At 65.2% G+C, this 18,058-nt stretch carries 18 protein-coding genes; 9 read left to right on the top strand and 9 right to left on the bottom strand.

All coding sequences use genetic code 11. The features are described from left to right. Positions 1 to 16: 16 nt before the first annotated feature. From CFB89_RS32860 to CFB89_RS32870, 3 genes are all read right to left on the bottom strand, one after another. On the bottom strand, positions 17 to 763 hold the full coding sequence (locus CFB89_RS32860; protein WP_089471589.1) for an ABC transporter permease: 747 nt from the start codon (positions 761 to 763) through the stop codon (positions 17 to 19). 12 nt (positions 764 to 775) lie between these two features. Continuing rightward, positions 776 to 1,498, bottom strand: coding sequence for an ABC transporter permease (locus CFB89_RS32865; protein WP_089471590.1), 723 nt, complete (start codon positions 1,496 to 1,498; stop codon positions 776 to 778). Positions 1,499 to 1,590: 92 nt separating this feature from the next. Continuing rightward, entirely contained in the window at positions 1,591 to 2,451 is an 861-nt protein-coding gene (locus tag CFB89_RS32870) for a transporter substrate-binding domain-containing protein (protein ID WP_089471741.1), read from the bottom strand. Between the two features lie 220 nt (positions 2,452 to 2,671). Here CFB89_RS32870 and CFB89_RS32875 point away from each other — a divergent pair, with 220 nt between their 5' ends. Beyond that, positions 2,672 to 2,851 (top strand): hypothetical protein, encoded by a 180-nt coding sequence (locus CFB89_RS32875; protein WP_089471591.1) that lies wholly within the window; start codon positions 2,672 to 2,674, stop codon positions 2,849 to 2,851. Positions 2,852 to 2,937: 86 nt separating this feature from the next. On the opposite strand, the gene CFB89_RS32880 is transcribed toward CFB89_RS32875, so the two are convergent. The 3 genes from CFB89_RS32880 to CFB89_RS32890 form a co-directional block, all read right to left on the bottom strand. Then, the gene (locus CFB89_RS32880; RefSeq protein WP_089471592.1) at positions 2,938 to 3,903 is read right to left on the bottom strand and encodes an SDR family oxidoreductase; all 966 of its coding nucleotides are present in this window, start codon (positions 3,901 to 3,903) and stop codon (positions 2,938 to 2,940) included. 232 nt (positions 3,904 to 4,135) lie between these two features. Continuing rightward, on the bottom strand, positions 4,136 to 4,513 hold the full coding sequence (locus CFB89_RS32885) for an SDR family NAD(P)-dependent oxidoreductase (RefSeq protein ID WP_089471593.1): 378 nt from the start codon (positions 4,511 to 4,513) through the stop codon (positions 4,136 to 4,138). Between the two features lie 3 nt (positions 4,514 to 4,516). Beyond that, positions 4,517 to 5,203 carry an SDR family NAD(P)-dependent oxidoreductase gene (locus tag CFB89_RS32890; protein ID WP_089471594.1) on the bottom strand — a complete coding sequence of 229 codons (687 nt, stop codon included), beginning with the start codon at positions 5,201 to 5,203 and terminating at the stop codon, positions 4,517 to 4,519. Here CFB89_RS32890 and CFB89_RS32895 point away from each other — a divergent pair. Next, the gene (locus CFB89_RS32895; protein WP_179233576.1) at positions 5,153 to 5,875 is read left to right on the top strand and encodes a LysR substrate-binding domain-containing protein; all 723 of its coding nucleotides are present in this window, start codon (positions 5,153 to 5,155) and stop codon (positions 5,873 to 5,875) included. The genes CFB89_RS32890 and CFB89_RS32895 overlap by 51 nt on opposite strands. A gap of 65 nt (positions 5,876 to 5,940) precedes the next feature. Here the strand turns inward: CFB89_RS32895 and CFB89_RS32900 are convergent, their stop codons facing one another. From CFB89_RS32900 to CFB89_RS32910, 3 genes are all read right to left on the bottom strand, one after another. Next, positions 5,941 to 6,711: an SDR family NAD(P)-dependent oxidoreductase gene (locus tag CFB89_RS32900; RefSeq protein WP_089471595.1), complete on the bottom strand. Its 771-nt coding sequence runs from the start codon at positions 6,709 to 6,711 to the stop codon at positions 5,941 to 5,943. Positions 6,712 to 6,766: 55 nt separating this feature from the next. Beyond that, positions 6,767 to 7,966, bottom strand: a complete 1,200-nt coding sequence (locus CFB89_RS32905; RefSeq protein ID WP_179233577.1) for an arabinose transporter — start codon at positions 7,964 to 7,966, stop codon at positions 6,767 to 6,769. Between the two features lie 67 nt (positions 7,967 to 8,033). Then, positions 8,034 to 9,356 carry an amidohydrolase family protein gene (locus CFB89_RS32910; protein WP_089471597.1) on the bottom strand — a complete coding sequence of 441 codons (1,323 nt, stop codon included), beginning with the start codon at positions 9,354 to 9,356 and terminating at the stop codon, positions 8,034 to 8,036. Positions 9,357 to 9,532: 176 nt separating this feature from the next. Here CFB89_RS32910 and CFB89_RS32915 point away from each other — a divergent pair, with 176 nt between their 5' ends. The 7 genes from CFB89_RS32915 to CFB89_RS32945 all read left to right on the top strand — a co-directional run bounded on the left by CFB89_RS32915 (position 9,533) and on the right by CFB89_RS32945 (position 18,033). Then, positions 9,533 to 10,447 (top strand): LysR family transcriptional regulator, encoded by a 915-nt coding sequence (locus CFB89_RS32915; RefSeq protein ID WP_089471598.1) that lies wholly within the window; start codon positions 9,533 to 9,535, stop codon positions 10,445 to 10,447. 458 nt (positions 10,448 to 10,905) lie between these two features. Next, positions 10,906 to 11,802, top strand: a complete 897-nt coding sequence (gene dapA, locus CFB89_RS32920) for a 4-hydroxy-tetrahydrodipicolinate synthase (protein ID WP_089471599.1) — start codon at positions 10,906 to 10,908, stop codon at positions 11,800 to 11,802. Positions 11,803 to 11,815: 13 nt separating this feature from the next. Further along, a complete protein-coding gene (locus CFB89_RS32925) occupies positions 11,816 to 12,982 on the top strand; it encodes an iron-containing alcohol dehydrogenase (protein ID WP_089471600.1) in 1,167 nt (388 codons plus the stop codon). Continuing rightward, positions 12,979 to 14,256 carry a four-carbon acid sugar kinase family protein gene (locus CFB89_RS32930; RefSeq protein ID WP_089471601.1) on the top strand — a complete coding sequence of 426 codons (1,278 nt, stop codon included), beginning with the start codon at positions 12,979 to 12,981 and terminating at the stop codon, positions 14,254 to 14,256. Before CFB89_RS32925 ends, CFB89_RS32930 begins: the two co-directional genes overlap by 4 nt. Before the next feature lie 11 nt (positions 14,257 to 14,267). After that, a complete protein-coding gene (pdxA, locus tag CFB89_RS32935; RefSeq protein ID WP_089471602.1) occupies positions 14,268 to 15,293 on the top strand; it encodes a 4-hydroxythreonine-4-phosphate dehydrogenase PdxA in 1,026 nt (341 codons plus the stop codon). A 110-nt stretch (positions 15,294 to 15,403) separates the two neighbouring features. Beyond that, on the top strand, positions 15,404 to 16,822 hold the full coding sequence (locus CFB89_RS32940; protein ID WP_089471603.1) for a sodium:solute symporter family protein: 1,419 nt from the start codon (positions 15,404 to 15,406) through the stop codon (positions 16,820 to 16,822). A gap of 23 nt (positions 16,823 to 16,845) precedes the next feature. After that, positions 16,846 to 18,033, top strand: coding sequence for an exo-alpha-sialidase (locus tag CFB89_RS32945; RefSeq protein ID WP_089471604.1), 1,188 nt, complete (start codon positions 16,846 to 16,848; stop codon positions 18,031 to 18,033). Positions 18,034 to 18,058 lie beyond the last annotated feature (25 nt).

The following is an 18,058-nucleotide window of genomic DNA, read 5'->3' on the forward strand; positions in this document are numbered from 1 at the left end:
GAAAGGACGGGGACGCTCAGGAGGCGGCGCGCTGAGGATTGCGCGCCGCCGCGGCGGGCGCACCGGACGGCTTCGGCGCACGCAGGTGCCCGGAGAGCCGCCATTCGAGCGCGCCGAGCAGGCGCACGACGATGAAGTTCAGGCCCAGATAGATCAGAGCCGCACAGACGAACACCTCGGTCGTCCGGTAGGTTTGCTGAATGATCTGCTGCGCGACGCCCGTCACTTCCCACACCGTGACGAGGCTCGCCAGCGCGGTCGACTTGACGAGCAGCACGGCCTCGGTCGAATACGCGGGCAGGCACTGGCGCAGCGCGATCGGGCCGATCACGCGCCGCAGCAGCGCGAAGCCCGACAGGCCGATCGAATAGCCGGCCTCGATCTGCCCGACCGGTACGGCCATCAACCCGCCGCGCAGGATTTCGGCCGTGTAGCCGGCGGTGCACAGCGCAAGCGACAGCACCGCGCAGACGTACGGTTCGCGCAGCAGCGGCCACATGAAGCTCTCGCGGATCACGCCGAACTGGCCGAGCCCGTAATACACGAGGAACATCTGGATCAGCAGCGGCGAGCCGCGGAATACGAGGATATACGCACGCGCGAAGCGGTTCGGCAGCCAGCGCGGCGACACGCGCATCGTGACGATCACGAGCGACAGCAGGCCGCCGAGCACCAGCGATGCGAAGAACAGGCCGAGCGTGGTCGGTACGGCCGCGAGCAGCTGGCGCAGCGTATCGACGAGAAAAGCGAAATCGATGGACATGCCCGTTCTCCGTCAGTTGCGCGCGAAATTGCGGCGGAACGACCGGCCGACGATCGCTTCCGCCCGGTTGAACACGCGGTTCGACAAGCCCGTCATCAGCAGATACAGCGCACCGCCCGCGACGAAGAACACGAAGTACTGGTGCGTCGAATTGGCGGCGATCTGGCTCGTGCGGAGCAACTCGGCGAGACCGGTAACCGAGATCAGTGCGGAATCCTTCAGGCTCAGTTGCCACACGTTGCCGATACCGGGCAGCGCGAAGCGCAGCACCTGCGGCACCAGGATGCGCCGCAGCACCATGCCGCGCGGCATGCCGATCGAGCGCGCCGCTTCGAGCTCGCCTTTCGACACCGCGAGCACAGCCGCGCGATAGACCTCTGCCTGATAGGCGCCCGAGATCATCCCGACCGCGAGCGCACCGATCACGAACGGCGGCACGCCGATGAAGCCTTCTGCGCCGAACCACTGGCCGACGGCCGTCACGAGCGTCGAGCCGCCGAAGTAGAACAGATAGATGACGAGCAGTTCGGGCACGCCGCGAAATACCGTCGTATACAGATCGCCGAGCAGGCGCAGGCTGCGGTAGCGCGACAGCTTCGCGGCCGCGATCGCCGCACCGATCACGGCGCCGACCGCGAGCGCCGCGAGCGTCAGCGCGACCGTCATCAATGCGGCGAGAAGCAGCACACCGCCCCAGCCTTCGGTACCGAAGCCGAGCATTTCAAGAATCTCCATGCGTGCCTCCCTGCATGCGTTGAATGAATCCGCTGGATGCGTGCCGCCGCGCGTCGTTCGACGACCTTACGCGGCGGCGGCCGAACGCGCGCTTACGGCGTGACGTCGGTCTTGAACCACTTGTCGGCGAGCTTCTTCACGGTGCCGTCCGCGAGCGCCGCGGCGATCGCCGTATCGAACTTCGTCTTCAGGTCGGCATCCTGCTTGCGAAACGCGAGCCCCTCGCCCGGCCCCCAGATCGGGCCGCCGAGCTTCGGCCCCGCGAGCACGATCGATGCGTTGTCCTTCTTCGCGTTGTTCGCCGCGTAGTACGTGACGTCGTCGAACGACGCATCGATGCGCCCCGCGACCAGATCGAGATCGCGTTCGGGCGACGTCTTGTACACGCGAATCGACGCGATGTCCTTGAAGCTGTCGTTGATGAATTTCGTGTAGACGGTGCCCGACTGGATACCGATCGTCTTGCCCTTCAGCTGCTTGCGCAGCATGTCGACGGTGGGCTTGTCCGCGTTGGCGTCACCCGTGAGCTTGACGATCGGTGCGCCGGGCGCGGCCTTCGGCAGAATCTTCGTATCGGTGACGGCGAACGTCGCCGGCGTCGCCGCATACGGACGCGAGAACAGCAGGATCTTTTCGCGATCGGGCGTGATGGAAATCGCATCCATCAGGACATCGAACTTGCCGGCCTGCAGGCCGGGAATCATCCCGTCCCAATCCTGCGCGACCATGTTGCACTGCACCTTGATCCGCTCGCACACGTTGGCGAGCAGCTCCGGTTCGAAACCGCCCAGCTTGCCGCCCGGCAGCGTGAGGTTCCACGGCGCGTAGCCGCCTTCGAGCGCGACCGTCACCGTCTTCCATTCCTTGGCCTGGACCGGCGCCGCGAGCGTTGCCGCCGCAGCCGCGATGACGCCGATCGTCCTGATTGCCCACTTGATGCGCTTGCCGTTCACGAGATTTCTCCTTGCGTTGAGGTTCGCCATCCCTTCGGTGCAGCAAGCCGCCTCAGGAATTTGTCTATACAAGCATGCAAGAACAAAAACGGCGTAGCAAGTCGTGGTCAATAAAAACCGGGTAAACGCGGGAAATCCCCTAATTTCAAGGGCCTAGCGTGCATCGTTGCGGGGAATCCCGGCACATGTTTGGTGCAATTCGAGTGATCGAATCTCACGGATGACTAGACAAATTTTGAATTCGATCGCACGCCCGCTCGACCACGAAACATGTCTGAGGAATGGCGGCTCGCGGGTGCTGCGCGTGGCCGAATGGGATGGCGACGCGCAATACGGCCTCTGCATCGGGGTCGAGCGGCCCACCATCGTCAGCGGCGCGGGGGCCGCGTTGGGTCAATGAAGATCGGGCGGCAGCACGCGTGACTCCCGGAGAGGGATTGAGCCGCTGCACGACCCGCGGCGGATTCGCGAATGGATGTCGGCGGGCTACCGCGCCTGCGGCGCATCGCGCAGCACGGCCCGCAACGCGGTATCGAACGGCGTCGCGTGATCGATCCCGAGCGCGCGCACGCGCGCCGCATCCAGATGACAGTCGTACGGGCGCGGCGTCGTGTCGGTCGGCTGGGTGATCGGCGCGAGCGACGCGTCGATGCCGAGCGCGGCCGCGATGCGCTGCGCGATGTCGTACTTCGTCATCGGCTCCTCGCCCGACCAATGGCGAATGCCCGTGACGGATTCACCCGCGAGATGACGCAGCGTCAGGTCGCGGATGACTTGCGCGACGTCCGGCGTGTAGGTCGGGTAACGGATCGCCCATGCGTCCATGCCGACCGCGTCCGCGCCCGGCCGCGCCGACGCGACGACGGCCGGCACGAGGGTCGTGACGGCCGATTCGCTCCAGTCGGCGATCGGGCCGAAGAGCAGCGGCAGGCGCAGCACGCACGACAGCGGCGACGCGGCCAGGAGCGCAGCCTCGCCTTCCAGTTTGGTGCGGCCGTAGATGTTCAGCGGATTCGGGGTGGCGTCCTCGCCGTAGGGGGCGGCCTTGCCGTCGAAGACGTAGTCGGTCGAAATGCCGAGCGTCCATGCGCCGTATCGCGCGGCAAGCGCGCCGACGCGGGCCGGCGCGACAACGTTGATGGCGCGGGCCGCGGCCGGGTCGCGTTCGCAGACGTCGGGGCGGCGTTCGGCCGCGCAAAGAATCACCGCCGCCGGTCGGTGAGTTTCAAAGACGCGTTCGAGGGACGGCTGGTCGAGGACGTCGAGCTCGGCGACGTTTTCCGGCGGCAGCGCGAGAAGTTTCGCGCCGGCGGTTTGCGGGTTCCGGATGGTGGCCAGCGGCGTCAGCGACGGTTCGCGAGCCAGGCAGGTCGCAACCGCGCGGCCGAGCAGGCCGGAGGCGCCGATGAGCAGGATGGTATTGCGCGGGGTCGACGGGAATGGGTTTGGCATGGTGGCGATAAATCACAGGAAACGAACGTATTATCGAGCCTCTTGGATGGCAGGAACGATCGCCGCGCAACGCTTCGGTCTACTGACTCGCATCCGGTCTCGAACATGCGCCCCGTTCTTCGCCCATTTCGCGCCGGCCCACGGCTCCACGCAATGCGTGATCCGCGACGTGGATTCCGGCCACGAGCCGGTGCGCTGTACGCCGTGCCTCGGCACGCCACCGAACGCTCCGTCACCCGAAAAAAGCGACGGCGCGGGCAACCTGCATCGAGCCAACAAGGTTGGTTGCGATCAGACGATCGATTTGCTCGTCGGTTAATTCCTCGGCGGCGCCAAGGACGCCATAGCCGGCATTGTTCACGACGACATCGATCCGGCCGAGATCTGCGAAGGCGTGGGCAGTCACTTCCCTGATGGCGATGGTGTCCGTAGCATCCAGCTGCGCCCGCCAAAGACGGTCGCCATAGTTGGCTTTCAGATCAGCCGGTGCGCCGGGCGTGCGAAGCGTGCCGGCCGCCTGGTCTCCGCACGCAAGCAACTGTTCCGCCAGCGCTCGGCCGAGGCCGCTGCCGACACCGGTGATCAACCAGGTGCGTTGAAGGTTCGACATTGGTTAGTCTTCCTCGAGCCTTGGGGCGAACAGACTCAGCGTGAGCGCACGATAGTCGTCTTCCGAGCTACTGCGGCGAGCGTTCAGCAACGGATGGATGTCCTCGGTCGGCGCAGAGCGGAGTCGATCGGAGCCATCGGTAGCGGCTGCGTAGATTGCGCCGACAACCTTCTCGACGGCGTCCGGCTGCGCGGTGCTGGCCATGCCTCCGTAAAGTTGCCCCACGTGCTGGAGGAACGGCTCATAGGCGTCGATTGCCTGCACACCGGCAGCTTCCGCGCCCATGCGGCTCATGAAGTTAGTCTGAGGTGCACCGCCCGGCTCAACGAGCTTCACCTTGATCCCGAGGGCAGAGAGTTCATAGGACAGACCTTCCGACCATCCTTCCAGGGCGAACTTCGACGCGCTATAGATCGAGGCCATCGGGAATCCGATAGCGCCAGCGCCCGAACTGACATTGATAATGGTGCCCGCACCATTCGCGCGGAAATGCGGCAGGATGGCACGAACGACATCCATCGGGCCAAAAACGTTCACGTCGAACTGCCGCCGAATCGCATCGTCCGACGCGCCCTCGAAGACGGCGAACAGTCTTTGACCGAGGCAGGCGAGACCTTTCTTGCGAAGGTGCGGCCGGCATTGAAGGAAATTACCGAGGCGGTGGAAGGCGTCCACCAGTTGCGTGATCATCCTGCCGGCTTGATTCGTCTCAATGCCTCGACGTGGGCAGCCGACCGAATACTGCCCTTCGTTCTTGAGTTCATGGAGCAATACCCGGACGTGCGGATCGACCTCGTTACCGAGGGACGCCTGGTGGATATTGTCGGTGAGGGATTCGATGCCGGATTACGTCTTGCTTCGCTCGTGCCGGAAGACATGATCGCTCTGCCCCTCGAGATTGACGAGGCGTTGGTAATCGTTGGTTCCCCGGACTATCTCAAGAAATACGGCACGCCGAAAACGCCTGGAGATCTGGTTAACCACGCATGTATACAGGCGCGCCTGCCGAGTGGATCGCTGATGCGCTGGGAGCTTGCCAAAGGCTCCGGGGAAACGTGGATAAAAACGGCGGGAAGATTGACGATCGGCACCACGCAACTCGCCGCCAAGGCTGCGGCCGGTGGTGCGGGTCTGGCCTTCGTCGAGGCACGCGAGGCTGAATCATTTCTCGGCAACGGCAGCTTGGTCCGGGTTTTGGAGAAGTGGACGCCGCCATTCGAGGGGCACGCCCTGTACTATCCACGGCAGCGTCTTCCTTCAGCCGCGTTTCGAGCCTTTGCGGACTTCTGTAGGAATAAGGTTTCCGCATCGGCCGGTCATAAGTCACACCGCCATCGCGGCTCGCGTCCGGCCAGGACATGAGGCGTTGCTGGCACGTCGACGGTGCCACGATCGACCGATGCACGCGAGCATCGGTCGATCGCTCATCATCGCGGAAGCGCGATGCCCGACAGCTCTTCGCATATGCGCAGGAGTGGGTCCTGCAAGGCAGCATCGCGCGCTTGAGGATTCGCTGCCATGCGTTTCATATGATAGAAGTATTCGCCGGTCACATTTGCGCGAGGATCGTCACCAGCGGCAAGCCAGACCTGCGTTCGATGCGCCTGATCCATGTCGTCCGGCGCGCCCGGCCCGCCCATCTTCGTGGGAACCCAGCCGGGCTCCAAACTGTTGACGCGGACTTCCGGCCAGCGGCGCGCAACGGCGAACGCCAGCATCGCGTCGTGCAGCTTGCTCTCCGCATAGGCTTCTGAGCCGTTCCAACGACGCTTGCGCCAAAGAATATCGTCGAGATTGGCCTGCGCATGGTGATGCATGCCTGAACTCAAATAGACGAGACGCCGCGGAGGTTCGATCAGCGCAGTGAGTATGTAGGCTGACAGCGTGTTGATCGCGAAGACGTGCGGCAGGCCGTCGCTCGTGACGCGATGCCCTTCACGGTAACCGACCGCGGCGTTATGGATTACGGCGTCGAAGTGACCCAAGGCGTTGACCTGCTCCGCGACGTTTTTGGCGCCAGCAATCGTTTCCACATCACCGACAACGACCGCCTCCGCTTGGGGCAATGCGCGCCGTGTGTCTTCTGCGCGGTTGGCATTGCGCGCGTGCAGCACGACCGCGTGCCCTTGTTGTACCAGCAGTTCGGCGGCCATCAGGCCGAGGCCAGTGGACGAACCGGAAATGAAGACGCGAGACATGTTGTTTCTCCCGAAATGAGCCGCTGGGCGCTGCCCATGCGGCGCTGATTGAAGTTCAAGTTTGCTGGCCGCGAGCAGCGGCCACGAGCAGGACGCCCAGCAGCGCGCAGGCAGCGCCGAACAAGTAGACGGCGGCATAACCGAATTGCCCGGCAATCAGGCCGGCGGCTGGCCCTGAAATGCCGTAGGCGATGTCGAGAAAGGCCACGAAGGCGCCCATCGCGCTGCCACGGTTGGCCGGCGGTACGCGCTTGAGCGCTTCGACACCCAAGGCCGGGAAAACCAGCGCGCAACCGAGGCCCGTCACCAATGCGCCGGCAAGCGCGGTCCACTCATTCGGCCCAAGCCACAACATCGCCTGTCCGATGGCTTCGCCCGCCAGCGACCACGCCGCGACGCGATAGCCACCCATGCGGTCAGGCAGATGCCCCAGCACGACTCGAACAAAGATGAAGCCGATGCCGAATGCCGTCATCACCAGCCCTGCATTGCCCCAGTGGCGTGCCGCGAAGTACAACGAGGCGAACGCCGTGAGACCGGACAGTCCTACACCCTGCAACATCAGTCCAAGCCCTTCCCGCCAGATGCGATTGACCACGCGATAGAACGGCAGTCGCACACCGCCGGGGGACAGATACGCGGTTGAGCGCAATGTGATCAGCGCGGCAAGAACCGGCGCCACGATGCAGGCGATCATCGCGGCCGCCAAGCCATGCCTTTGATACAGCGCCATGCCCACGGGTGCACCGATGGACAGGGCGGCGAACATCGCGATGCCGGTCCAGGACATCGACATGCCGGCGCGCTGAGGCCCAACCGACGCGATCGCCCAGGACACGCAACCCGTGACGAACTGGCTTTCACCGAAGCCGGCCATGAGACGGCCGGCCACCACGATGCCCAGGCTAGTGGTGGACGACAAGCCGGGCACGGACGCCACCAGATACAAGCCCCCCGCCAACGCGGAAATGACAGCGCCTTGTAGTGCGGAACGCTTGCCGCCTTGATGGTCGACCACCCGTCCGGAGTAGCCGCGAGTAAGCACGGTCGCGAGAAACTGAATGCCGATCACCAGGCCCACAACCACGTTGTTGAAGCCAAGGTGGCCGTGAACGAACAGCGGAATCACCGGCAATGGCAGGCCGACTGCCAGGTAGCCGCAAAACAGCGCGGCAATGATGCCCGTTGCCGGGCGCGACAGGAGTACAGGTGCGGTGTCGGCCTGCACCGCCTGCTTGTTGGCGAAAGCTTGCATGAAAGCCTCCAGTGAGATGCGCATGAAAATGCGGCAGAACGGCCCGGCGCGCCGGGCCCCTCCGTCGTCAGGCCGTGGTGAAGAGATCCGTGCGATAGCCGCTGGCTTCGATCAGGTAGTCGCGCGAGGCCGTGACATCTGCGTTGAGCTTGGCCAGGTCGACGCCGATCAGTTGGCCTGCACGCTTGCGCAGTTGGCCGGCCACCATCACGGTGTCCACGTCAGCCCGCTCGACAGCCTGCACAACCGTCCCGATTGCGTGGGTCACCGGGAAAACGGCCACCCCGTTGGTACGGACCATGATGATGTCGGCCTGCTTGCCCGGCGTCAGGGTGCCGATCTGGTCTTCGAGCCCGGCCGCGCGAGCGCCATTGACCGTTGCGGCCTTCAGCACCGCTTCGACGGAGATCGGAGCGGGCGCGGCGGCTTCGCCGCGGAAACGCCGGTAGCGCATGGCCGAACGCTGTTGTCCGAACAGCGCGTGCATCTCTCCGAACATGTCGCTGCCGAATGCCGTATCCAGATCGATACCCAGCGCCGGGGTCAGGCCGTGGTCCACGGCCTGCTGATAGGCGAAGGTTTCGTCGTCGAAGCCGAACAGCGCGTCCGAGCGCGGGTTGACCGTAACGTTCACGCCTGCATCGGCCAGCAGCTTCCATGTCTCCTGCGGCACGCGCGTGCAGTGATTGAAGATGTTGTGCGTGCCCAGCACGCCCGGCTTGGCGAATTCCGGGCCAAGCTTCGCCAGATCACCGATGAACTCGGTCAGGATGCGCATATCCAGCTCGCGTGCGACCTTCCACCAGTCGAGATTGAGCTGGCCGAACAGGCCCACGCGCACGAGGCTGCCTGCGTTGTTCCAATTGTGCGCGAGCCGCTGCAGGTCGCCCGGCAAGTGCGCGGCGAAGGCTTTCTTGTCCATCGCCGCGCCGACCATGTGCAATGCACGGATGCCGGTCGTTTCGAGGGCATCGAGCGCGGCGTCGGTGTGTTCCGGGCTGCGCGAATTGTGGCTGGCATCGATGATCGTGGTGATGCCGGCATCCAGCGAGGCGGCGGCCGTGAGCTTCGTGCTCAGGTACATGTCCCGCGGGCGATAGTGGGCGCCCAACTGCTCGGCGACCACATCGATGTAGGCGAACAGATCGTCCACGTTCGGCATCATGCGGCGCATCACGCCGAGCCACATGTGATGATGGGCATCGACCAGACCCGGCATGACGATATGACCCGCCGCGTCGATGACCTGGGCGTCGTCCGCCTGCAAGGCAGCGCCGACCGCGGCGATGCGACCGTCCTGGACCAGGACGTCGCCCACGGCGAGATTGGGAACCTTGGCATCCAGCGTCAGGATGGTGCCGCCTTTGAAAAGAGTGCGCTGCGTCGTCATGGAATGCTCCTTGGAAGTTGCGGTGGACCGGTCGCCACGAGGTCCGCTCGGTGGGTGTCGCCCCAAGGAAAACCGCGGTTCGTAACGTCACGGTTCACACGATAGGTTGCGCGCCATCTTTGATAAAGGTAGATTCATTCACATTATTTTTGCTAAAACTCAAAGATGGAGGCGTGATGAATTTCGACGGACGATTGCTGTCGGGAATGAGTGTGCTGGCCGCGGTAGTCGAGGCCGGCAGTTTCAGCCGCGCAGGCGAAGTGTTGGGGCTGTCGGCCTCTGGCGTGAGCCGATCGATAGACCGGCTGGAGGAAAGGCTCGGCGTGCGTTTGCTGAACCGCACGACGCGCACGCTGCACCTCACGAGCGAGGGCAAGAGCCTGTATGAACGCGCTGTGCCGCACCTCGAGGGCATCGAGGAGGCGGCCAGCTATGTTTCCGGTGCCGCCATCTCGGTGCGCGGAGCATTGCGGGTCGGCTTGAACCCGATCTTTGCCCGCTATGTCCTGGCGCCGAAACTCCCCCTCCTGCGCGAACGCCATCCGAGTCTCGAGCTGACGATCGTGCAGCAACCGGACGTGGGCGATTTGGTGACCGAGGGCATCGATGTCGCAGTGCGGTTCGGACCGCAGCCGCCGTCAACCATGACGTCACGACTGCTGCTCCAGACGCGCGTACTGACGGTGGCGTCGCCGGAATATCTGGCGCGGCGTGGCCGGCCCAAGCGACCGGAAAAGCTCCTCGATCACGAGTGCATCCAATACATCGATCCGCGTCGTGGCAAGCCGTTCTCATGGGAATTCCATCGCGGTCGGGAAGTACTGCCGGTCGATACCCGCGGCCATTTGACTACGACCGATGTGGATTTCATGGTCCAAGCCTGTGTGAACGGCGCCGGCATTGCTCAGGTGCTCGCCCTCAATGTCGCGCATCTGATCGCCGACGGGGCGTTGATCGAGTTGTTCCCGGAGTGGCCAGGCGAAACCTACCCGTTGTACGTCACCCGCCCCTCGCGCCGGCTGGCGCCTGCAGCGGTCGAGGCCTTCCTGGATTTCTGCTCAGAAATCTGCGCGAACATGGAGGCAGCTTAAGCCGGTTCGGGCAAGCAGTATTTGCGTAACCGGCTGCGCACTGGCACGTCGACACTCCCCCCACCGTAACCCGCCGTCATGCGGGCCGTCCGCCGGGCCACCGCCGCACCGGCCGCTTGCGCGCACCAGATAGCACCGGCGGCCGAAACTGAACCGTTCGCGCATTTTGGGGCGCCGCGGCGACCAAAAATGACTGAATTAGTCATATCAGGGTTTTCATTGACTGATCCGATCATGATATCGGCTAAAATGCACACACCGAGCAATCCAATTGATCGAATCGAGCATTTGAGCCGGCGAACGTACCGGCCACCCCGTTTCGTCATACGAATTGCGCCGGCTGGAGTACGGAGTGGCGCGGTCGCGACCGCAAGCGCGCGCTCCGAGCCGCTATCGACACGAGACACAACCCACGAGACGGCGATTCCGTCCGCCGTCCCTTCCGCGATGGAGCCTGCATGTCAATTTCGTTCAGGGGAATCGTTCCCGCGCTGATCACGCCGATGACGGCGAACGAGAACGTCGATGAAGACGGTCTGCGTGCGCTGGTCGAGCGGCTGATCGAGGCCGGAGTACACGGGCTCTTCGTGCTCGGCACCAATGGCGAATTCATCGCGCTGAATGAAGAAGAGAAGCTGCGCATCGCGCGGATCGCGGTCAGCCAGGCGCGTTCGCGCGTCCCGGTCATCGCGGGCACCGGCGCGTATGCAACGCGTGACGTGATCGACCTGAACCGGAAGATGGCCGATGCCGGCGTCGACGCGGTGTCTGTCATCACGCCGTATTTCAACGGTGCGACGCAGCCGGAGCTCTACGCGCACTACAAGAAGATCGCCGACGCGACGCCGCTGCCGGTCATGCTGTACACGATTCCGGCGAAAGCCGGCATCACGCTGACCGTCGATACGGTGCGCCGTCTTGCGGAGATTCCGAACATCCGCGGCATCAAGGACAGCGGCGGCGATTTCGACCGCTTGCTGCAACTGATCAACCTGCGGCGCGACGACTTCTCGGTCTTCACGGGCACCGATTCGATGATCCTCTGGACGCTGATCGCCGGCGGCGACGGCGCGGTCGCCGCGACGACCAACGCCGTCCCGGATGTCGTGATGTCGATCTGGAACAAGTTCCACGCCGGCGATATCGCCGGCGCGCGCGCCGCGCAGGAATCGCTGCGCGCGCTGCGCGACGCGTTCGCACTGGGCACGATGCCCGTCGTGCTGAAAACCGCCGCGCAGATGCTCGGGATGCCGGCCGGCCCCGCGCGCGCGCCCGCGCAGCCGCTCGACGACCACGCCCGCGAGCGCCTCGCGCAAGCGCTCTCCGTCTACCGCGACACCGCGCGCGGCCACTGAAACAGGTCCCAGCATGACGACTCACCACTTCCAGACAGTCAAGCACATCGTTCACGGCGCCGGCAGCCTCGCGACGCTTCCCGACAAGCTCGCGCTGCTCGATACGCCGGTCGAGCGTATCGCGCTGATCACGCAACCGTCGATGGAAGCGCTCGGCATCGTCGATCGCGTGATCGAATCGCTCAACGCGAAGGACGTCGACGTGCGCGTCATTCGCGGCGTCGAGCCGGAGCCGACGATCGGCAACGTCGAGGCCGTGTTCAACGAGCAGATCGAGCCGTTCGCGCCGCAGGCGATCCTGTCGATCGGCGGCGGCAGCGTGCTCGATGCGGCGAAACTGTTCGCAGTCCGTCTGACCAACGACGAGCCGCTGCGGAACTGGCTCGGCATCGACCTGATCAAGCGCCCCGGCGTGCCGATGATCCTGGTGCCGACGACAGCCGGTACCGGCTCCGAGGTCACGCCGAACGCGATCGTGACGCTGCCGGACGAATCGTTGAAGGTCGGGATCGTCAGCCGTCACCTGCTGCCGCAAATCGTCATTCTCGATGCGGAGCTGACGCTCGGCCTGCCGAAGCCGATCACGGCCGCGACCGGCATGGATGCGTTCGTGCACGCGCTCGAATCGTACATCTCGACGAAGGCGAACCCGATCAGCGACATGTACGCGATGGAGTCGATGCGGCTGATCGGCGCGAACATCGTCGAAGCCTATGAAAACGGCCAGTCGCTGAAGGCGCGCGAAGCGATGATGCTCGGCTCGATGTATGGCGGCCTCGCGCTCACCGCGGCCGGCACCGCGGCCGTGCACGCGCTCGCGTACCCGCTCGGCGGAATGTTCAACGTCACGCACGGCGTCGCGAACGCGATGCTGCTGCCGCACGTGATGGCGTTCAATCTCGACGCGATCGAAGGCCGCTTGTCGAACGTCGCGCGCGCACTCGATCTCGCATCGAACGCCGACACGGACGCGGTCGCGGCCCGCACGCTGATCGACAAGATGGAGGAATGGACCGCCGCCGTCGACATTCCTCAGGATCTGCGCAAGTTCGGCGTGTCCGACGAGCATCTCGATGCGCTCGCGGTCGCCGCGTCGAAGGTCAAGCGCCTGCTCGGCAACAATCCGAAGGCGCTGACGCTCGACGACATGAAGTCCATCTACCGGCGCCTGCTGCCGTGAACGCACCCGCACAGCCCGCGGCACGGCTCCTGATCGTCGCCGACGACATGTCGGGCGCGGCCGACTGCGCGGTCGCCGGGTTGCGTCACGGCCTGACGGCAATGGTCGTGCTCGACGCCACGCACGCGGCGACGCAGTCGCACGGCGTCGACATCCTGTCGATCGACGTGGACTCGCGCCGCGCACCGAAGGACGTGGCCGCCCGGCGCACCGTCGACGCCGTCGCGTCGCTGTCGGGCACCGGCACGCGGGTCTACAAGAAGATGGACTCGACGCTGCGCGGCAACTTCGCGGCGGAAGTCGCCGCGCTGGCCTCACGCGTCGGCATGGCGATCGTGTGCCCAGCCTACCCGGCCTCGGGACGCACGACCATGGACGGCCGCCAATGGGTACGCGGCGTGCCCGTGGAAGCGAGCGAATACTGGCGCAACGAACACATCACGGGCGAGGCCGACCTCGTTGCATTGCTGTCTGCCGAGGATCTGCGTGTCGCCTGCGCGGCAATCGCCACGGTGCACGGCAACACAGATGCACTCGCCGCGCATCTGCGCAACCTGCAATCCGACCGCGTGCAAGCCGTCGTGTGCGACGCGGAATCCGACGGCGACCTGCAGTGCATCGCCCGCGCGTCCGCGGCGCTCGGCGATGTGTTCTGGGTCGGCTCGGCCGGGCTGGCGCCCGCCGTCATCGAAGCCCTGGATCTGCCGCGCAGGACGAGCGGCACGGCGATCGGCCATCCGCCTCCGCAACGGCCCGTGCTGACGGTCGTCGGCAGCATGTCGAGCATTTCGCACGCGCAACTGGACTGCCTCAAGTCGAACGCGGGGCCCAATCTCGTTGCACTCGAAGTCGCCGTGTCGGCGCTGGATGACTCGCAAGGCGACGTCACGACCGTGGTAAGCGACGCGCTGCGTCGCGGCCGCCATGTTGTCGTCTCGTTGAGCCAGGCGCAACGCGGCGACGTCGACGACGGGCTGCTGTTCTGCACGCGGCTCGCCGCGTTGCTCGCGCCTGCCGTGCGCCACGCCGGCGCAATCTTCGCGACCGGCGGCGAAACGGCGCGCGCATTGCTCACCGCGGCCGGCGCGAGCGCGCTGCGCGTGGTCGACGAAATCGAAGACGGCATGCCGCTGCTCGAATGCCGGCTGCACGATAGCGCACTGCCCGTCGTGACCAAGGCGGGCGGCTTCGGCCGACCCGAATCGATTTATCACGCCTGGCGCCGGCTTGCGAACACAGGCAACCCGGCCGATACGGCTCAAACCAATTTGTGAAGGGAATCGCCATGGACAACCGTCCCATCATCGGCATCACCATGGGTGACGCGGCCGGCGTCGGACCGGAAATCATCATGAAAAGCCTCGCGCATGCATCCGTGTACGAGCAGTGCCGGCCCGTGGTCGTCGGCGACGCCGCGCGCCTGCGCGATGCAGGCCGCAGAGCCGGTGTCGACCTCCAGGTGCGCGCGGTCGGCCGGCCGTCCGAAGGCGCGTTCCGTGTGGGCGTCGTCGATTGCATCGACCTCGCGCTGATTCCAGCCGACCTGCCGTATGGAAAGCTGTCGGCGATCGCGGGGGACGCCGCGTACCAATACATCGCGCGCACCGTCGAGCTGACCTCGAAAGGCGAGCTCGACGCGATCTGCACCGCGCCGCTGAACAAGGAGGCGCTGCATGCCGGCGGCCATATCTTCCCCGGCCACACGGAAATGCTCGCGCATCTGACCGGCATCGACGAAGTGTCGATGATGCTGGTCGCACCCAATCTTCGCGTGATCCACGTGACGACGCACATCGGCCTGCTCGACGCGATTCGCAAGATCGAACCGGGCCTCGTGCAACGCACGATCGAACGCGCACACGACACGCTGGTGCGCGCCGGCATCGCGAATCCGCGCATCGGCGTGTGCGGGATCAACCCGCATGCCGGCGAGAACGGCCTGTTCGGCTACGGCGAAGAGGAAGAGAAGATCGTACCGGCGGTCGAAGTCCTGCAGGCGCGCGGCTGGGACGTGGAGGGTCCGCTGCCGGCCGATACGCTGTTCTTCCGCGCGGGCCGCGGCGACTTCGACGTGGTCGTCGCGATGTATCACGACCAGGGACACGGGCCGGTCAAGGTGATGGGCCTCGAAGCCGGCGTGAACGTGACGGTCGGCCTGCCCGTGATCCGCACGTCCGTCGATCACGGCACCGCGTTCGACATCGCGGGCAAGGGCATCGCCGACGAACGCAGCCTGCTCGAAGCGTTCCGCCAGGCCGTGGATCTCGCGACGCGGCGCAACGAGCCGTCGCCGGTCGCACGCGTCGCGTAAGCGGTCCGCACGCAACGACACGCAGCACCGTCGAGCGATACCGGCCGGCACAGGCCGGATTGCCCGACGCATCGAACGCACATCAACCGAAGGTAACGTGGAGACAAGCGATGGCCACCTTCAGTTATTGGGATACCGCCACCATCATCGGGATGGTGATCGCCTACATCGTCATTACGAGTGTGGTCAGCATCAGGCTACGCAGCCGCAATTCCGAACAATTCATGGTGGCGGGGCGTTCGATGCCCGCGCTGGTGGTCGCGATCCTGCTGATGTCGGAATTCATCGGCGCGAAATCGACCGTCGGCACGTCGCAGGAGGCGTTCTCGGCCGGCATCGCCGCATCGTGGTCGGTGCTCGCGGCCGCCATCGGCTTTCTCCTCTTCGGTCTCTTCATGGCAAAGCGCCTGTATGCATCCGGTGAATTCACCATCTCCGGATTCATCGCGCAGCGATACGGGCACGGCGCGAAGCTCGCGGTCTCCGCGATCATGATCTACGCGCTGTTCGTCGTGAACGTCGGCAACTACGTGAGCGGCGCGGCGGCGATCTCGACGGTGATGCGCATCAACCTGCCGACGGCCGCCGTCATCACCGCGATCGTCAGCACCATCTATTTCGTATGGGGCGGCCTCAAGAGCGTCGCATACCTGACGGTCGTGCACAGCGCCGTGAAGCTGCTCGGCATCGCCATTCTGGTCGGCGTCGCGTGGAAGCTGTCGGGCGGCATCGCGCCGATGGCACGGAGCATGCCCGCACACTACTTCACGTGGACCGGCGCGTTGTCGGGCGGCACGATCGGCGCATGGATCATCGGCACGGCCGGTGCGATCTTCTCGACGCAGTTCATCATCCAGGCGATTTCGGCCACTCGCAGCCCCGAGGGCGCGCGTGCGTCGTCGCTGATCGCCGCGTTCCTGTGCGTGCCCATCGCGCTCGCGCTGGGCTTCATCGGCGTGGCGGCCAAGTATCTGTATCCCGGCGTCAAGAGCCTGTACGCGCTGCCGGTGTTCCTGCAGCACATGAACCCGATCCTGGCCGGCGTCGTCACGACGTCGCTCGTTGCATCGATCTTCGTCAGCGTGTGTACCGTCGCGCTGGCCATCGCGTCGCTGATCGTGAAGGATTTCTATGTGCCGCGCTTCAATCCGACGCCCGACGTCGAACTCAGAATGACGCGCTGGATCTCGCTGGTCGTCGGCTTCCTGCCGCTGATCTTCGTGTTGTTCGTCCCGCAGATTCTCGCGCTGTCGTTCTTCAGCCGCGCGCTGCGGCTGTCCGTGTCGATCGTCGCGCTGATCGGGATCTACCTCCCGTTCTTCAGCGGCAAGCGCGGCGCCGTGTGGGCCCTGATCGTCGCCACGATCGCCACCACGCTTTGGTACTTGCTCGGCAACCCGTTCGGCATCGACAACATGTACGTCGCACTCGTGACGCCGGCCATCGTGCTGGTGCTCGGCAAGCTGCTGTTCCATAGCGAGGGCGCCGACCTCCACGACAAGCGGCTCGCGCATCGCGAATCGCACTGACGTCGCCCACCCAGAGAGATTTCATGAGCACGAATTTCGTTGAAGCGGCGCGCGCCGCGTCGGATCATTGCGTTCGCACGGCCTATGCCGACGCGGAGCGTCAAGAGGCGTTTCTGCCCACCGCGTGCGTGCAGAACCATGCGGCCAACCTGCACTGCCTCGACAACGGCGACCTGCTGTGCGTATGGTTCGGCGGTACGCAGGAAGGCATTCCCGACGTGTCGATCTACCTGTCGCGGCTTGCGGCCGGAACGAACGAATGGTCGGCGCCGCGCAAGCTGTCGGACGACCCGACCCGCTCCGAACAGAACCCGGTGTTGTTCACCGCACCCGACGGCCGCCTGTGGCTGATCTACACCGCACAGCTGTCCGGCCATCAGAACACCGCGATCGTGCGCCGCCGCGTGTCGACGGACGGCGGCGTCACGTGGGGCCCCGTCGAAACGCTGTTCGACCGGCCGGGGACGTTCGTGCGCCAGCCGATCGTCGCCCTCGACAGCGGCACGTGGATCTGCCCGATCTTCCTGTGCCGCACGGAACCCGGCGAGCGCTGGGTCGGCAACGACGACGTCAGCGCGGTCATGGTGTCCGACGACCAGGGTCGCACGTGGACGCTGCACGAGGTGCCGGACAGCGTCGGGTGCGTGCACATGAACGTTCACATGCTGCACGACGGGACGCTGCTGGCGCTCTACCGCAGCCGCTGGGCCGACTTCGTCTACGCGAGCCGCTCGACGGACGGCCGCACGTGGAGCGCGCCCGAGCGCACCGACGTGCCGAACAACAATTCGTCGATCCAGTTCACGGTGCTGCAGAACGGCCACCTCGCGCTCGTGTTCAACGAAAGCGACGCGTCGCACAGCAAGGCGCGCCGTGCGTCGCTGTACGACGACATCGAGGATTCGGAGGACAGCGGCGAGCTGCGCGACCAGAAGGCATCCGTGCGCGGCACCGCGTTCTGGGGCGCGCCGCGCGCGCCGATGTCGCTGGCCATCTCGGAGGACGGCGGCAGGACGTGGCGGCGCCGCCGCAACCTCGAAATCGGCGACGGGTACTGCATGACGAACAACTCGGCGGACCAGCGCAACCGCGAATACTCGTATCCGTCGATCGTGCAGTCGCAGGACGGCGCATTGCACATCGCGTTCACGTGGTTCCGCCAGAAGATCAAGTACGTGCGCGTCGACGAAGCGTGGGTTCGCGGCCGATGACGCTCGCCGCGACAACTGGCCGGTC

This window comes from Burkholderia sp. AU16741, from assembly GCF_002223345.1.
Classification (GTDB): domain Bacteria; phylum Pseudomonadota; class Gammaproteobacteria; order Burkholderiales; family Burkholderiaceae; genus Burkholderia; species Burkholderia sola.

Excerpts from the sequence above, each read along its gene's own strand:
- pdxA (WP_089471602.1), top strand. The coding sequence starts at position 14,268 with ATGGACAACCGTCCCATCATCGGCATCACCATGGGTGACGCGGCCGGC.
- CFB89_RS32890 (WP_089471594.1), bottom strand. The coding sequence starts at position 5,203 with ATGATCACGCAACTGGTGGACGCCTTCCACCGCCTCGGTAATTTCCTT.
- dapA (WP_089471599.1), top strand. The coding sequence starts at position 10,906 with ATGTCAATTTCGTTCAGGGGAATCGTTCCCGCGCTGATCACGCCGATG.
- CFB89_RS32945 (WP_089471604.1), top strand. The coding sequence starts at position 16,846 with ATGAGCACGAATTTCGTTGAAGCGGCGCGCGCCGCGTCGGATCATTGC.
- CFB89_RS32940 (WP_089471603.1), top strand. The coding sequence starts at position 15,404 with ATGGCCACCTTCAGTTATTGGGATACCGCCACCATCATCGGGATGGTG.
- CFB89_RS32915 (WP_089471598.1), top strand. The coding sequence starts at position 9,533 with ATGAATTTCGACGGACGATTGCTGTCGGGAATGAGTGTGCTGGCCGCG.
- CFB89_RS32880 (WP_089471592.1), bottom strand. The coding sequence starts at position 3,903 with ATGCCAAACCCATTCCCGTCGACCCCGCGCAATACCATCCTGCTCATC.
- CFB89_RS32905 (WP_179233577.1), bottom strand. The coding sequence starts at position 7,966 with ATGCAAGCTTTCGCCAACAAGCAGGCGGTGCAGGCCGACACCGCACCT.
- CFB89_RS32865 (WP_089471590.1), bottom strand. The coding sequence starts at position 1,498 with ATGGAGATTCTTGAAATGCTCGGCTTCGGTACCGAAGGCTGGGGCGGT.
- CFB89_RS32900 (WP_089471595.1), bottom strand. The coding sequence starts at position 6,711 with ATGTCTCGCGTCTTCATTTCCGGTTCGTCCACTGGCCTCGGCCTGATG.
- CFB89_RS32885 (WP_089471593.1), bottom strand. The coding sequence starts at position 4,513 with ATGTCGAACCTTCAACGCACCTGGTTGATCACCGGTGTCGGCAGCGGC.
- CFB89_RS32925 (WP_089471600.1), top strand. The coding sequence starts at position 11,816 with ATGACGACTCACCACTTCCAGACAGTCAAGCACATCGTTCACGGCGCC.
- CFB89_RS32910 (WP_089471597.1), bottom strand. The coding sequence starts at position 9,356 with ATGACGACGCAGCGCACTCTTTTCAAAGGCGGCACCATCCTGACGCTG.
- CFB89_RS32875 (WP_089471591.1), top strand. The coding sequence starts at position 2,672 with ATGACTAGACAAATTTTGAATTCGATCGCACGCCCGCTCGACCACGAA.
- CFB89_RS32860 (WP_089471589.1), bottom strand. The coding sequence starts at position 763 with ATGTCCATCGATTTCGCTTTTCTCGTCGATACGCTGCGCCAGCTGCTC.